Source organism: Pseudomonas sp. AC172, from assembly GCF_979258595.1.
In genome coordinates this window covers 4946278-4960047 of sequence record NZ_OZ409868.1, presented here as the reverse complement: position 1 = coordinate 4960047, position 13770 = coordinate 4946278, and the positions used below count along the sequence as shown (strand labels likewise).

General features: G+C 59.8%; 11 protein-coding genes. 4 read left to right on the top strand and 7 right to left on the bottom strand.

Going from position 1 to position 13770, the window contains the following annotated elements; genetic code table 11:
• The first annotated feature begins 42 nt into the window (after positions 1-42).
• Together ACZ0A4_RS22440 and ACZ0A4_RS22435 are read left to right on the top strand one after the other, a co-directional pair.
• On the top strand, positions 43-1176 hold the full coding sequence (locus tag ACZ0A4_RS22440) for a TIGR03364 family FAD-dependent oxidoreductase (RefSeq protein WP_463576407.1): 1134 nt from the start codon (positions 43-45) through the stop codon (positions 1174-1176).
• Positions 1176-1736, top strand: a complete 561-nt coding sequence (locus ACZ0A4_RS22435; RefSeq protein WP_463576406.1) for a phosphonate degradation HD-domain oxygenase — start codon at positions 1176-1178, stop codon at positions 1734-1736. Before ACZ0A4_RS22440 ends, ACZ0A4_RS22435 begins: the two co-directional genes overlap by 1 nt.
• A 161-nt stretch (positions 1737-1897) precedes the next feature.
• Here ACZ0A4_RS22435 and ACZ0A4_RS22430 read toward each other — a convergent pair whose 3' ends face one another.
• Positions 1898-3283 (bottom strand): GTPase/DUF3482 domain-containing protein, encoded by a 1386-nt coding sequence (locus tag ACZ0A4_RS22430; RefSeq protein ID WP_463576405.1) that lies wholly within the window; start codon positions 3281-3283, stop codon positions 1898-1900.
• Positions 3276-4649 carry a DUF2868 domain-containing protein gene (locus ACZ0A4_RS22425; protein WP_463576404.1) on the bottom strand — a complete coding sequence of 458 codons (1374 nt, stop codon included), beginning with the start codon at positions 4647-4649 and terminating at the stop codon, positions 3276-3278. Before ACZ0A4_RS22425 ends, ACZ0A4_RS22430 begins: the two co-directional genes overlap by 8 nt.
• An 85-nt stretch (positions 4650-4734) precedes the next feature.
• Between ACZ0A4_RS22425 and ACZ0A4_RS22420 the strand changes: the two genes are divergently transcribed.
• On the top strand, positions 4735-5247 hold the full coding sequence (locus ACZ0A4_RS22420) for a dihydrofolate reductase (protein WP_463576403.1): 513 nt from the start codon (positions 4735-4737) through the stop codon (positions 5245-5247).
• 120 nt (positions 5248-5367) lie between these two features.
• On the opposite strand, the gene ACZ0A4_RS22415 is transcribed toward ACZ0A4_RS22420, so the two are convergent.
• Entirely contained in the window at positions 5368-6759 is a 1392-nt protein-coding gene (locus ACZ0A4_RS22415; protein WP_116028425.1) for an L-cystine transporter, read from the bottom strand.
• 241 nt (positions 6760-7000) lie between these two features.
• Here ACZ0A4_RS22415 and ACZ0A4_RS22410 point away from each other — a divergent pair, with 241 nt between their 5' ends.
• Entirely contained in the window at positions 7001-8062 is a 1062-nt protein-coding gene (locus tag ACZ0A4_RS22410) for an HAD family hydrolase (RefSeq protein ID WP_463399663.1), read from the top strand.
• 193 nt (positions 8063-8255) lie between these two features.
• Here the strand turns inward: ACZ0A4_RS22410 and ilvD are convergent, their stop codons facing one another.
• From ilvD to ACZ0A4_RS22390, 4 genes are all read right to left on the bottom strand, one after another.
• Positions 8256-10097: a dihydroxy-acid dehydratase gene (gene ilvD / locus ACZ0A4_RS22405; RefSeq protein WP_463399664.1), complete on the bottom strand. Its 1842-nt coding sequence runs from the start codon at positions 10095-10097 to the stop codon at positions 8256-8258.
• 268 nt (positions 10098-10365) lie between these two features.
• Entirely contained in the window at positions 10366-11598 is a 1233-nt protein-coding gene (locus ACZ0A4_RS22400) for a multidrug effflux MFS transporter (RefSeq protein WP_463576402.1), read from the bottom strand.
• Positions 11591-12568: a diiron oxygenase gene (locus ACZ0A4_RS22395; RefSeq protein ID WP_463576401.1), complete on the bottom strand. Its 978-nt coding sequence runs from the start codon at positions 12566-12568 to the stop codon at positions 11591-11593. Before ACZ0A4_RS22395 ends, ACZ0A4_RS22400 begins: the two co-directional genes overlap by 8 nt.
• Entirely contained in the window at positions 12565-13638 is a 1074-nt protein-coding gene (locus tag ACZ0A4_RS22390) for a SagB family peptide dehydrogenase (RefSeq protein WP_463576400.1), read from the bottom strand. Before ACZ0A4_RS22390 ends, ACZ0A4_RS22395 begins: the two co-directional genes overlap by 4 nt.
• Positions 13639-13770 lie beyond the last annotated feature (132 nt).

The window sequence follows — 13770 nt, the reverse complement described above, 5'->3', positions numbered from 1 at the left end:
GGCTTGCCAGCGATGACGGCCTCTCATTCAGAGCACCTCTAAATGACACAACACCAAGACCTGCTCATCGTAGGCGCCGGCATCCTCGGCCTTTCCCACGCCTACGCTGCCGCCAAACGCGGCCTCAAGGTCGCCGTCTTCGAACGCACTGCCACGCCCCTAGGCGCTTCGGTGCGCAACTTCGGCCAGGCCTTGGTCACCGGCCAGCCACCCGGCCCCATGCTCGAACTGGCCAAGGCCAGCCGCGAGATATGGGGCGACTGGGCGCAACTCGCCGGTTTGCAGATCAAGCGTAACGGCTCTTATCTCTTCGCAAGAACCGAAGCCGAAGAACACCTGCTCGACACCTTCTGCACCGGCCGCGCCATTGAGCACGGCTACAACGTCGACCTGCTGCGCGGTGCCGCCCTGCGCGATCTCTACGACGGCCAGTTCCGCCACCACCGCGCGGCCCTCCACGGCATCGACGATCAACAGCTGTACTCGCGTGAAGCAATCCCGGCGCTGATCGACTACCTGCGCCGCGACCTCGGCGTCGAGTTTCACTTCTCGACGCTGGTGCGCGACGTCGAACCCGGACGCTTGCTCAGCACCGCGGGCAGCTTTACGGCGAAGCAGATCATTGTTTGCTCCGGCCACGATTATCAGACTCTCCTTGCCGAACCGATTGCCGCGCTCAATCCGCAAATCTGCCGTCTGCAAATGCTCCGCGCCAAACCGCAGGTCGATCTGAATCTGCAACACGCCTTGCTCACCGGTTTGAGTTGCGTGCACTACGGCGCCTTCGCCGATCTGCCGGAAGCAGCGGCGGTGCAGGCGCAGATCCTGCGCGAACAACCGCACCTGCACGACAACGGTATCCACCTGCTGATCAGCCCGACGCCGTACGGCGAACTGATCATCGGCGACTCGCACCATTACGGCAGCGACCCTTCACCGTTCAACGCCGAGCAAGTGGATAACTGGATGCTCGAACTGGCCGAGCAGACCCTGGGCTGCAAAGTGCGAGTGGTCGAGCGTTGGCAGGGCGTCTATGGTTCTCGAGGGCCGGGGCCGTTTTCGTTGCTGCGCCCGGCAGCGGGGTTGAGTGTGGCGCTGATGCACACCGGCGTCGGCATGAGCGTCGGCCCGGCGATGGCCGAGCGCAACATTGCGCAGCTGCTGGAGGAAATTTGATGACAGGTCACGAGCAAACCGTCGCCAAGGTATTCGCGCTGTATGAGCGTTTTGGCACCAGCGATTACATCGGCGAACCGGTGTCGCAGATCGAGCATATGTCCCAAGCCGCTGAACTGGCGATCGCCGAGGGCTTTGATGATGAAGTGGTGCTGGCGGCGTTCTTTCATGACATCGGCCATCTGTGTGCCGAGGGCGCGGAGAACATGGGCGGCTATGGAGTGGTCAGTCATGAACGGCTGGGCGCGGATTATTTGCGTGAGGCCGGTTTCAGCGAGCGCATGGCGCGGCTGGTGGAGTATCACGTGCAGGCCAAGCGGTATCTGACGTTGCGTGAGCCAGGGTATTTTGATCGGCTGAGTGAGGCGAGCCGGCGGACGCTGGAATATCAGGGCGGGGTGATGACGGAGGCGGAGGCGGATGGGTTTGAGCGGGATCCGTTGTGTGCGGTCAGCTTGCGGATGCGCCAGTGGGATGAGTTGGCGAAGGAGATGGCGGTGCCGGTGATTGATTTGGCGGTTCTCAAGCGCAAGGCTGAGGTTTTGTTGTCGGCCGGGTGATTGCAACCCTCACCCCAGCCCTCTCCCAGAGGGAGAGGGAGCTGACCGTGTTGTTCTTGGGCCCTACATCGACCTGAAATATCCAGTCGAACTCAGGTTTTGAAAAGCATGAAGATCGGCTCCCTCTCCCTCTGGGAGAGGGCTGGGGTGAGGGTCGGCGTCTACAGCTCAAGCACCTTCCCCACCAACGCCTCAATCTGCTCTTGCCTTTCCCCCTGATTCAACTTCGCCTGCGGATTCAACGACGACCACTGCGGATGCGCCCGCGCCTTGTTCAGCGCTTCAGGCAACTTGCCTTCACGCCAGGTCTTGTCTTGGGGCGTCGCCACCTGAACCGCATCCATCGCCGCATGCCCACGCTGATCCAGCGCCAACACCAACTGCCGCTGCCGCAACGCCAACAGCCGCAATACCCCGTCATCCACCGTCAGCTCGCGCTGTCCCTTGATCTTGCCTAGCAACCGACTGCCATAACTGCGCGCCGTTTGCAGCGCGCCACCGGCAATCGCCCCCGCCAGCGCCGCCGCACCAAGGGTAATCCCGCCAACCAGCAAATCCACACCAGCCCCTGCCGCCGCACCTGCAGCAATCCCGCCGCCCACCCGTACGCCGAGCTGCTTCAAGGTTTCCGGGTTGAACAGATCGTCGCCCCAGCGTCCATCGAGCAATGGCAAATCACTCGCCGCGGCATCCTGTGGTCGGAACGCATACAGCTTGAGCAACGCCTCAACACACTTCTGCTCGCGCTGGCGCACAGCCTTGCGCAATTCGCTGATGGCTTGCTGTTCCTGCGTCGCCTCGCTGACCACACTGCGCCGACACGCGGCGCAGTCGATCAACAATTCAGCAATTAATCGCGCCGCACTTTGCTGACGCGCGAGGCGCTGAGCCTGTTGGTCGGCAATCAATCGTTCCAGTTGCGGCCGGGCATTTTCCAGCAGCAGCGCAAGGCTTTCATAGAGCCGTCGCTCACCATCCTCGGGCGGCGCCACGCTGTCGAAACGCACCAGTGCATGCAATCCAAGCCGCGCCAATGCTTCACGCCAATCCGGCTCGCGATGGTTGGCGCTGCTGACGAAATTCAGCACCGGCAGCAGCGGTTTGCCGCAACTGGCGAGCACTTCCAGTTCATCGCGGTACTTGGCCAGCACTGGTTCGCGCGCATCGATCACATACAAACCGGCGTCGGAGGCGAGCAGTTGCCGCAGCACTTTGGCTTCCTGTTCGAAACGCTGGCGCGCCTCGCTGCCGTCGAGAAACCGCGCCAGTCGCGCCGGGCCGTCGAGGCGCTCGCCGGGGCGTTCCAGGCGTTCGAGAAAATCCAGCAGGGCGATGGCGTCTTCCAGCCCCGGCGTATCGTAGAGGTCGAGCAACGGCTCGCCGTCCACCGATAAACGTGCGCCTTCGACATGCCGCGTAGTGCTCGGGCGATGGGAGACTTCGCCGAAACCGACATCGCGTGTCAGCGTGCGCAGCAGCGAGGTTTTGCCGACGTTGGTGTGGCCGACCACCGCGAGTTTCAGCGGCGCTTTCCAGGCATCAGTCATGGCCAGTCTCCAGCCAGTTCAACGGTGCGCAATCGGCAAACTTCAGATCAAGCTGTTGCAGCGCCACGTGCCAGTCGCCGAGGCGTTCGGCATCCAGTGCATCACCGGGTGGCGCTTGCAGCAGCCAGACGCGGGTTTCGCTCGCACTGCGCGCCAGTTCAGCGATCAAGGCGAGGCTGCCGCGATCCGGCGAGCGCCGTGGGTCGCAGGCAATCGCCAGGCGTGCCGGCGGGAAGCGACTGAGTTGTTCGAGGAGTTTATGGCGTGATTCGCGGCTGTCGAGGACGCCGGCGTTGCTGACGTTTTTCGGCAGTGCGGGTGGCCATGGGCGCTGCTCATCGAGTTCAATCGCGACCAACAACGCGCCTTCGCTAACCAGTTCGCCAACGCCGCTTTCGACGCGGTGCAAATGCGCAGGCTCAGGGTCGTTGACGCCAAGGCGTTCGCTGGTCGGCATTAGCCGTTCGCGCAATTGCGCGTAGCCTGGCAGGTTCAAGTCCAGACGCAGCGCGGCTTTGCCGCTGTTCCAGCGCCAGAAACACAACAGCGTCAGCAGCAGACGCGGCAGCACGCCGTACACCACCAACACGCCGACCAGCCAGGTCGCCCAGGCCTGACGGGCGCTTTCAATATCGAGCGCACCGTTGCCACTGGCGCGGATCATCTCCACCGTCGGCACATTGAAGCCGAGCAGCGACGGTAGATAACCGAGCGCGTGGGTAACATGGATAAAAGTGTCGGCGCTGAGAATCGTGGTTTCCCAGACGAAGCCGTAGCGCCGGGTTGCCATCAGCGTCAGCAGCAGAATCAACCCGCTGAGCATCGCAAGCAACCACAAACCGTTGACCAGCATACCGAGCGCCCAGCGATTGAGTTTCTTGCGTTGCAGCATCAACAGCAGTGCCGGCGCCAGTTGCGCGGCTTTAGCGTCGCGAGCAAGTTTTTCGCTGAGCCATAACCCTAATCGTCCGAGCGTGGCGCCGTGTTCACCGGCAAAGATCAAGCCCAGCAACCAGCTCAGCAACAGAATCAGGTTCAGCCCGAGCAGACTGCCCAAGGCCCAAAACACGTTGACCGGCGTCTGCCCCAGCGCAGCGAAGGCCAGACCGGCGCCGCTCAGGACCGCAAAGAACATCAGCAACACCAGCGCCAGACGCGCGCCTTGCAGCCAGTGTTTGAGGGCATTGGTCAGCCCGTCACGCTCGGCCAGCCATAACGCGCGGCGTTGAATGCGGCTCGGCAGATCGCCGCCGGTCGTGCGCGCCAGGCGATTGGCTTCCAGATCATCCAGGGGGCCGGCGTGTTCTTCGCGCAGGCGCACGGTCTCGGTCAGCCAGAGGTTTTGCAGTGGAGTCAGTTCAGTCACGCGGCGTCCCGTCGCTTAAATGAGCGCTGAGCATAACCGCTGTGGCGCTTATCGGGGTAAGCGCGGCTCTGGTATCCTCGCCGGCATGACTAAATCACTCCCCCTCAGCCTGATCGCAGCCCTCGGTGAAAACCGCGTGATCGGCGTCGACAACAGCATGCCCTGGCACCTGCCGGGGGACTTCAAATACTTCAAGGCGACGACCTTGGGCAAGCCGATCATCATGGGTCGCAAGACCTGGGATTCGCTCGGTCGGCCATTGCCGGGGCGCTTGAATATCGTGGTCAGTCGTCAGGCGGATCTTGTGCTGGAAGGTGCGGAAGTTTATCCGTCGCTGGAAGCCGCAGTGGTTCGCGCCGAGGAATGGGCGAAAGAGCAGGGCGTTGATGAGTTGATGCTGATTGGTGGCGCGCAGTTATATGCGCAAGGGCTGGCGCAGGCGGATCGTCTGTATCTGACTCGCGTGGCGTTGAGCCCGGAAGGGGATGCGTGGTTTCCGGAGTTTGATTTGAACCAGTGGAAACTGGTGTCGAACGTTGAAAACCCGGCGGTTGACGATAAGCCCGCGTACAACTTCGAGGTTTGGGAAAAAGCTTAAAAGCATCGCTGGCAAGCCAGCTCCCACAGGGATCGATGGTGTTCACACACTATGTGTTTCACCTTGGACACTGTGGGAGCTGGCTTGCCAGCGATGAGGCCAGACTAGGCAATGCAGGGCTTAAGCCTGCGCCAACTCCGCATGCTCATCCGCATCCAGCAACTCTTTATCTGTCTGCTGCATCACCTGGCTGGTAATCGCACCCGCCGTGATCGAACCGCTCACGTTCAACGCCGTGCGCCCCATATCAATCAGCGGCTCAACCGAAATCAGCAACGCCACCAATGACACCGGCAAACCCATCGCCGGCAGCACGATCAGCGCCGCGAACGTCGCGCCGCCACCGACACCAGCCACGCCGGCCGAACTCAACGTCACAATCGCCACCAGCGTCGCGATCCACAGCGGATCCAGCGGATTGATGCCAACTGTCGGCGCAACCATCACCGCCAACATCGCCGGGTACAGACCCGCGCAACCGTTCTGGCCGATGGTCGCACCGAACGATGCAGCAAAACTCGCCACCGACTGTGGAATGCCCAGACGACGGGTCTGCGCTTCAATGCTCAGCGGAATGCTCGCTGCACTGGAACGGCTGGTGAACGCGAACGTCAGCACCGGCCAGATCTTGCGGAAGAATCGCAGCGGATTGATCCCGGCCGCCGACACCAGCAAACCGTGCACGACAAACATCAGGCCCAGACCGAGGTACGACACCACGACAAAACTGCCGAGCTTGATGATGTCCTGCAGGTTGGAACCGGCGACGACTTTAGTCATCAGCGCCAGCACGCCGTACGGGGTCAGCTTCATCACCAGACGCACCAGACGCATCACCCAGGCTTGCAGGGTGTCGATGGCGTTGATCACTTTCTGACCTTTTTCGACGTCATCCTTGAGCAATTGCAGCGCGGCAACCCCGAGGAATGCAGCGAAAATCACCACGCTGATGATCGAGGTCGGCTTGGCCCGGGCCAGGTCGGCGAACGGGTTTTGCGGGATGAACGACAGCAGCAGTTGCGGCACATTCAGGTCGGCAACCTTGCCGGCGTAGTCAGTCTGAATGGTTTGCAGACGGGCCATTTCCTGAGTGCCGGCGACCAGACCTTCAGCGGTAAGGCCGAACAGGTTGGTCAGGCCGATACCGATCAGCGCCGCAATCGCGGTGGTGAACAGCAGGGTGCCGATGGTCAGGAAACTGATCTTGCCCAACGACGAAGCGTTGTGCAGACGCGCCACGGCGCTGAGGATCGAGGCGAACACCAGCGGGATGACGATCATTTGCAGCAACTGCACGTAGCCGTTGCCGACCAGATCGAACCAGCCGATCGAGGCTTTCAGCACCGGGTTGCCGGCACCGTAAACAGTGTGCAGAGCCACGCCGAACGCGACGCCCATCGCCAGCGCGAGCAGGACTTTTTTCGCCAGGCTCCACGTAGTGTGACGGGTTTGCGCCAGACCGAAGAGCAGGGCGAGGAACACCAGCAGATTGAGGATCAGCGGCAGATTCATGAAAACTCCGATAAGACTTGTGCCAGTCGCATTCTTGGGCAACTGCGAACCGGCAAGCCTAACAGTTTGATTTGCAATGAATTAATACCAAAATCGAAGGTTGTCCGTCGTTTTTGGAATAAGCACCTGTCGCTCTCGGCAATGCATCTGGCGCAATAGGGACGTGGGCGGTCGCTGACAGACGGGGACTGTCACACTTATTTGTTAGCGTCGATCTCTTTGAATCAGGGAGAAGAGGCTTATGAAGTTCGCACCGAAATTTCTGGCTGTCGCACTGACGGTGGGCATGGGCCTGGCCACTCAGGCGTTCGCCACCGACCTGAAACACTGGCCCGTCGATCAGGCCAAAGCGCTGGATGCGATGATCGCCGCCAACGCCAACAAAGGTAACTACGCGGTGTTCGACATGGACAACACCAGTTACCGCTACGACCTCGAAGAGTCGTTGCTGCCGTTCATGGAAAACAAGGGCCTGATCACCCGCGACAAACTCGATCCTTCCCTGAAACTGATGCCGTTCAAGGACACCGCCGACCATAAGGAAAGCCTGTTCAGTTATTACTACCGCCTCTGCGAAGTCGACGACATGGTCTGCTACCCGTGGGTGGCGCAGGTGTTCTCCGGTTTTACGCTCAAGGAACTCAAAGGCTACGTCGATGAGCTGATGGCTTCGGGCAAGCCGGTGCCGGCGACTTACTACGAAGGCGATGTGGTGAAGAAACTCGACGTCAATCCGCCGAAGATCTTCACCGGCCAGCAAGAGCTGTACAACAAGCTGATGGAGAACGGCATCGAGGTTTACGTGATGACCGCCGCCTCTGAAGAACTGGTGCGCATGGTCGCCGCGGATCCGAAGTACGGCTACAACGTCAAACCGCAGAACGTCATTGGCGTGACCACGCTGCTGAAGAACCGCGAGACCAACGAGCTGACCACCGCGCGCAAGCAGATCACTGCCGGCAAATATGACGAGAAGGCCAATCTGGGTCTGGAACTGACGCCCTATCTGTGGACACCGGCAACCTGGATGGCCGGCAAACACGCGGCGATTCTTACCTACATCGACGAATGGAAAAAACCGGTATTGGTCGGTGGCGATACCCCGACCAGCGACGGTTACATGCTGTTCCACGATGTCGACGTGGCCAAGGGCGGTATTCACCTGTGGATCAACCGCAAGGACAAGTACATGACGCAGTTGAACGGCATGATGGCCAAGCATGCAGCGGCGCAGGCGAAAGAAGGGTTGCCGGTGACGGCGGACAAGAATTGGGTGATCGTAAAGCCAGAAGAAATCCAGTAATCCCACACAGATCCAGTGTGGGAGCGAGCCTGCTCGCGAAAGCGTAGTTTCAGTCACCTTCTTCGTTTCTGACATACAGCATTCGCGAGCAGGCTCGCTTCCACAGTTTGATTCTCAGTGGCTTTGGAATTTTGGCCAGACAAAAAAATGCCCCGCACTTTGGCGGGGCATTTTTGTATCGGCGATTTGACTCTTACAGCCCGTCGAGCATCGCTTTGTTACGCACAGCACCTTTGTCGGCACTGGTCGCCAGCAGGGCGTACGCCTTGAGGGCGGTCGTCACCTTGCGTGGACGAATCTCGACCGGTTTCCAGCCTTTCTTGTCCTGCTCGGCGCGGCGTGCCGCCAGTTCTTCATCGCTGACCAACAGGTTGATCGAGCGGTTCGGAATGTCGATCAGCACTTTGTCACCGTCCTGCACCAGACCGATCGCGCCGCCGGCAGCGGCTTCTGGCGAAGCGTGACCGATGGACAGGCCGGAAGTACCGCCGGAGAAACGACCGTCGGTGAGCAGGGCGCAGGCTTTGCCCAGGCCTTTGGATTTCAGGTACGACGTCGGGTAGAGCATTTCCTGCATGCCCGGACCGCCTTTCGGGCCTTCGTAGCGAATGATGACGATGTCGCCAGCCTTCACTTCGTCCGCGAGGATGCCGCGTACGGCGCTGTCCTGGCTTTCGAAGATCTTCGCGTTGCCTTCGAAGACGTGGATCGACTCGTCGACACCGGCGGTTTTCACCACGCAACCGTCGAGGGCGATGTTGCCGTACAGCACGGCCAGACCACCTTCTTGCGAATAGGCGTGTTCGAAGCTGCGGATGCAGCCGTTTTCACGGTCATCATCCAGTGTTTCCCAACGGGTCGACTGGCTGAACGCTGTCTGGGTCGGGATACCGGCAGGACCGGCCTTGAAGAAGTGATGCACGGCTTCATCGGTGGTCTGGGTGATGTCCCACTTGGCGATGGCTTCTTCCATGCTGCGGCTGTGCACGGTCGGCAGGTCGGTGTGCAGCAGACCGCCACGGGCCAGCGAGCCGAGGATGCTGAAGATGCCGCCGGCGCGGTGTACGTCTTCCATGTGGTATTTCTGGATGTTCGGCGCGACTTTGCACAGTTGTGGAACGGTGCGTGAAAGACGATCGATGTCGCGCAGGTCGAAATCGATTTCCGCCTCTTGGGCAGCAGCGAGCAAGTGCAGAATGGTGTTGGTCGAACCGCCCATGGCGATGTCGAGCATCATCGCGTTCTCGAACGCCTTGAAGTTGGCGATATTGCGCGGCAATACCGAGTCGTCGTTCTCGCCGTAGTAGCGTTTGCACAGTTCGACGATGGTACGGCCGGCCTGCAGGAACAGCTGTTCGCGGTCGCTGTGGGTGGCGAGGGTCGAACCGTTGCCCGGCAACGCCAGGCCCAGTGCTTCGGTCAGGCAGTTCATCGAGTTGGCGGTGAACATGCCGGAGCACGAACCGCACGTCGGGCAGGCGCTGCGCTCGTACTCAGCGACTTTCTCGTCAGAAGCGCTTTCGTCGGCGGCGATCACCATGGCATCGACGAGGTCGAGGCCGTGGGACGCGAGTTTGGTCTTGCCGGCTTCCATCGGGCCGCCGGAAACGAAGATCACCGGAATGTTAAGGCGCAAGGCAGCCATCAACATGCCCGGGGTGATCTTGTCGCAATTGGAGATGCAGACGATGGCGTCGGCGCAGTGAGCGTTGACCATGTACTCGACGGAGTCGGCGATGATTTCGCGGCTCGGCAGCGAATACAGCATGCCGTCGTGGCCCATGGCGATGCCGTCATCCACGGCGATGGTGTTGAATTCTTTCGCTACACCGCCGGCGCGTTCGATTTCACGGGCGACCAGTTGGCCCAGATCCTTCAGGTGAACGTGGCCCGGTACGAACTGGGTGAACGAGTTGGCAATGGCGATGATCGGCTTTTTGAAGTCGTCATCTTTCATCCCCGTGGCGCGCCACAATGCGCGGGCACCGGCCATGTTGCGGCCGTGGGTGGATGTTTTCGAGCGGTAATCTGGCATGGAGCACTCCGGGCGGCTAATCACTTACTAATCAGGTGCAAAAGGGGAGTGAGCTTCTATTGACGTCTGGAACACTCAGAAATGGCCGTGTGTCCGTGAAGTTGCCGATGACGTTGCGGGATCGCCGCTGGTCTCAGCCTGAGCTCATAAACCCGCCGGGGGATGAATGGCGATGAATCAGCCGATTCTACACCGCTGGCGTCTGGAGGGAATGGCGCAAAGCATTGTTCCAGTGCAGACGGCGTGTGTGGGATGACGACCGGCGGGTTTAATCACCGCCGGTCTGTGCAACGACATTGGCTTCAAGTTTTTTCGCACGCCGACCGAGTCGGTTGTTGAGCAGCAGTGCTATCGCGCTCAGCAGCACAAAGCTGTAACCCAGCGTCGACTGCAGATTGGCCGGGCTGAGGCTGACAAGCGCGCTGATAAGCCCGCCACAAATAAAGATGATCGTGCTGCCCGCAGAGGCCGAGGTGCCTGCGTTTTCAGGAAACAGACCCATGGCCCGAGAGGTGGCAGCGGGGCGTGCAATGGTGGTGCCCGCGGTGCAGATCAGCATCGGAATCAACACCGTGGCCGGTGACAGCGCATGATTCGCCGCCAGGTACAGCATCGCCAGTCCCGACAGCAGTATCAGGCTCAGCCCGGTAAAGATTTGCTGAACCGGCGTGATCCGTCGATTCAGTACGGCGGCCAGAATGCCACCAACCACATAAGCGGCACCGTAGACCAGCAGAATCAATGAAAACTCATAAGGTGCGAGTTGCAGTTGATCCATGAAGATCAGCGGCGAGATCACGATGAACGAGAAGTGGCAGGCGAACGCAAATGCAGAGATCAGCCAGTAACCGACAAACTCGAAATCCCCCAGCACGCGTCGGTAGGACTGAATGAAACCGAGCCGTGTGCCGCTGTAGGCCGGACGGCTGTTTGGTAAAAACAACCAGGCCTTGACCAGCACCGTGGCGGACAGCGCGGTAAAAACCCAGAAGCTGCCGCGCCAGCCGAGTGTGGCCTGCAGAAAGGTGCCAGCCAGCGGCGATACCGAGATGAATATCCCGGTGGCCGTGACCATCAGGATCCGCAAACGGTCGCGCTCCTCACCTTCGAACAGATCCTGCACCAGCGCCTGGGACAGTACGAAACATCCACATCCCAGGGCCTGCATCACCCGAAATATAAGGAACAGCGAGTAATCGGAGGTCATCACGCAACCGAGCGCGCCGAGCATCGATACGCTCATGCCGGCGAGCAACAGGCCCTTGCGCCCGATCACGTCCGAGAGGGGGCCGATCAAGAGCTGGGCAAACGCGATCCCCACGGCGAATAGACTGATGGACAGTGCGATGTCTGCCGGAGAACGGTGAAAGTGCGCCGCCAGTGCCGGAAAGGAAGGCAGCAGCACATCCAGTGGAAACACACCCAGCAGCACCATGGTCAGCAACAGACTGACAGCGGCGCGACGCTGCCTTGCGGTTGCCACGGATTGTCCTTCATCCATCGATCAGTCCTGCCTTGGCAAAAAGTTTCTGGTTATGGGGTAGGGCAAAAAAGCCGGCCTTGCGCAATGCATCCAGCGTAGCGATGGAACCTGATCGTGCACGCGCACGATTGGCGTGCACCGTTGCCATGCTGCCGACAATTTCCATCACGTCGCTGTCAGCAATGCCGGCTCCACGCAAGCTCTGTTGCAGCCAGCGTTCGTCCGCCTCGAAAAACATCCCGATGATTTCCAGCAATGTTCTGCTCGCAAACGTGCGCTGGCGGCTGTTCATCGACAGCCAGAAGTAGTGGAACGCTTCGGCGAAGTAGCGACTGTGGCGGGCTTCGTCCGCCAGATGGTCACGTAGCATGTCGTTGACGCTGGACACCAGACTGTCGCGGCAGACGTCCAGCAGTTCCCGGGCAATGATGGTTTCCGAGACGAAACCCAGCAGAAACCATGCCAGTGCCCGGTTCGTTTCCGGGGTGCGATTAATCAGAGCGTTCATGCGGGAGATGCGCTTTGGAATCACCGGGCGCCCGGTGAACCCGTAGAACGCGGCGATCTGTTCTGCGAGGCGATTGGAGAACAGCGCGTGATAACCCTCGTCGGTGTAGAGCTGCAGGGCCGCATGTTTCATCGGCAGAGGCACGTAAATGGGCAGTTCCCGGTGCACGATGACTTCCACGGCACGATTGACGATACGGTGTTCAAGCAGAGTGGTGTAATCGAGAAAGTGCACCAGGTGGTTGGCTGACAGTCGGTGCAACACATCACGCCCCGCCGTCTGGATAGCCGGGTGTGCCAGATAAGGAAGAAACGCCGGTGGGAACCAGTGTCGGGTTTGCAGTTGCAGCGGTACATCGTCGGGCAACAGATAGTCATGGGTACTGCTGCGCACGGAGGCGCGGCTCTCCCAGTCTCCCAAGGTGAATTTGAGCGCCCAGGACACCGGGGCTTCATCCGGTTCTGCAATTGAGAGGGTCATGCTTGCCCCTCACGCAACAGCTCGCGCATTTCGTGGCACATCACTTGCCCGTCGCTTTCTCCACAGCCAACAAAAAACAGCGGTTGTTCAGCGCTGCCCTCGATATTGAGGAGTGCTTCGACCTGCTGGTCGGCAAACGCGCCGGTCAGCCAGGTATTGAGGCCCAGTGCCGTGGCGACCAGTTGGAAGGTTTGCGACAGATGACCGGCCTCGACGAAGGCCATGCGATAGGCCCGCGAGTGTTCGTATTTCCACCAGAGCCGGTCAAACCGGGCGGTGATGAACAACCCCAGCGGCAGGTTGTTGATGAAATGCTGACCGCCGAGCAAGTGGCCCAGCGCTGGTTCAGGTAATGGATTGACCCGGCTCAAGGTATGTTCGGCCGGATGATAGACATAGATGCCCGGGTCCAGTCCATCGACGTTCTGCACCAGCAGGAAGCCTTCGCAAGCGTTCAGGCCACCCGCGGAAGGACTGCTGCGACGTGCGCTGAGTCCGACGGCGATACTGTCGTCGCGATCATTGTCACGTTCGTGGAGATAACCGAGGGAAAGGTAAAGCAGGGTGCCGACATCATTCAGCGTTATTGCTGCGCCTGTGTAGCTGCGGCAGGTTTTGCGCTGGAGCAGAACATTTCCCAGGCTGTCGTCATTCAGTGCGCACGGCGCGGGCAGGGTTATCCGCTGCTCTGTTTCAAACGTTGGGCGATCTGTTGCGGGCGTCGGCGTGGCCAATACTTCATTGCAGTGCGCCAGATAGTGTCTGGACCACTCGTAAATATTTTGCGGGGTATGTTCACAGGGAATATTTTGTGTGCCGATGTGATAAATCTTCGACAGTTCATCCCAGCCCCATTGCGGGTTGTCTATTCTTGAAACGGTTAGAATGTCCGCGCTCAATAGTTGTGTGTCTATTATGTTTTGAGTGTCGAACAGTTCTGGGTTGTTGATGAGTTGTGCAAGGCGAATTGCATGGTTAAGGTCAAGTTCGTGTTGTGTGTGGTTTTTATAGTTCCACACAACTTGTCCGGACGGGTGCGGCAATATAAACAAGTAAGGATTGATGTGCATGTCGGTCGATTCACTCTGGCAGCAGTCAAAAGGACGCCGGGTTGCCGGCACTCCCCAGCGTCCTGACTTACTTAACGGGCTTTAGGGGCAACCAGAAAAGCCAGGTTTGCGATTTTTTTACTTTCCAGAGAA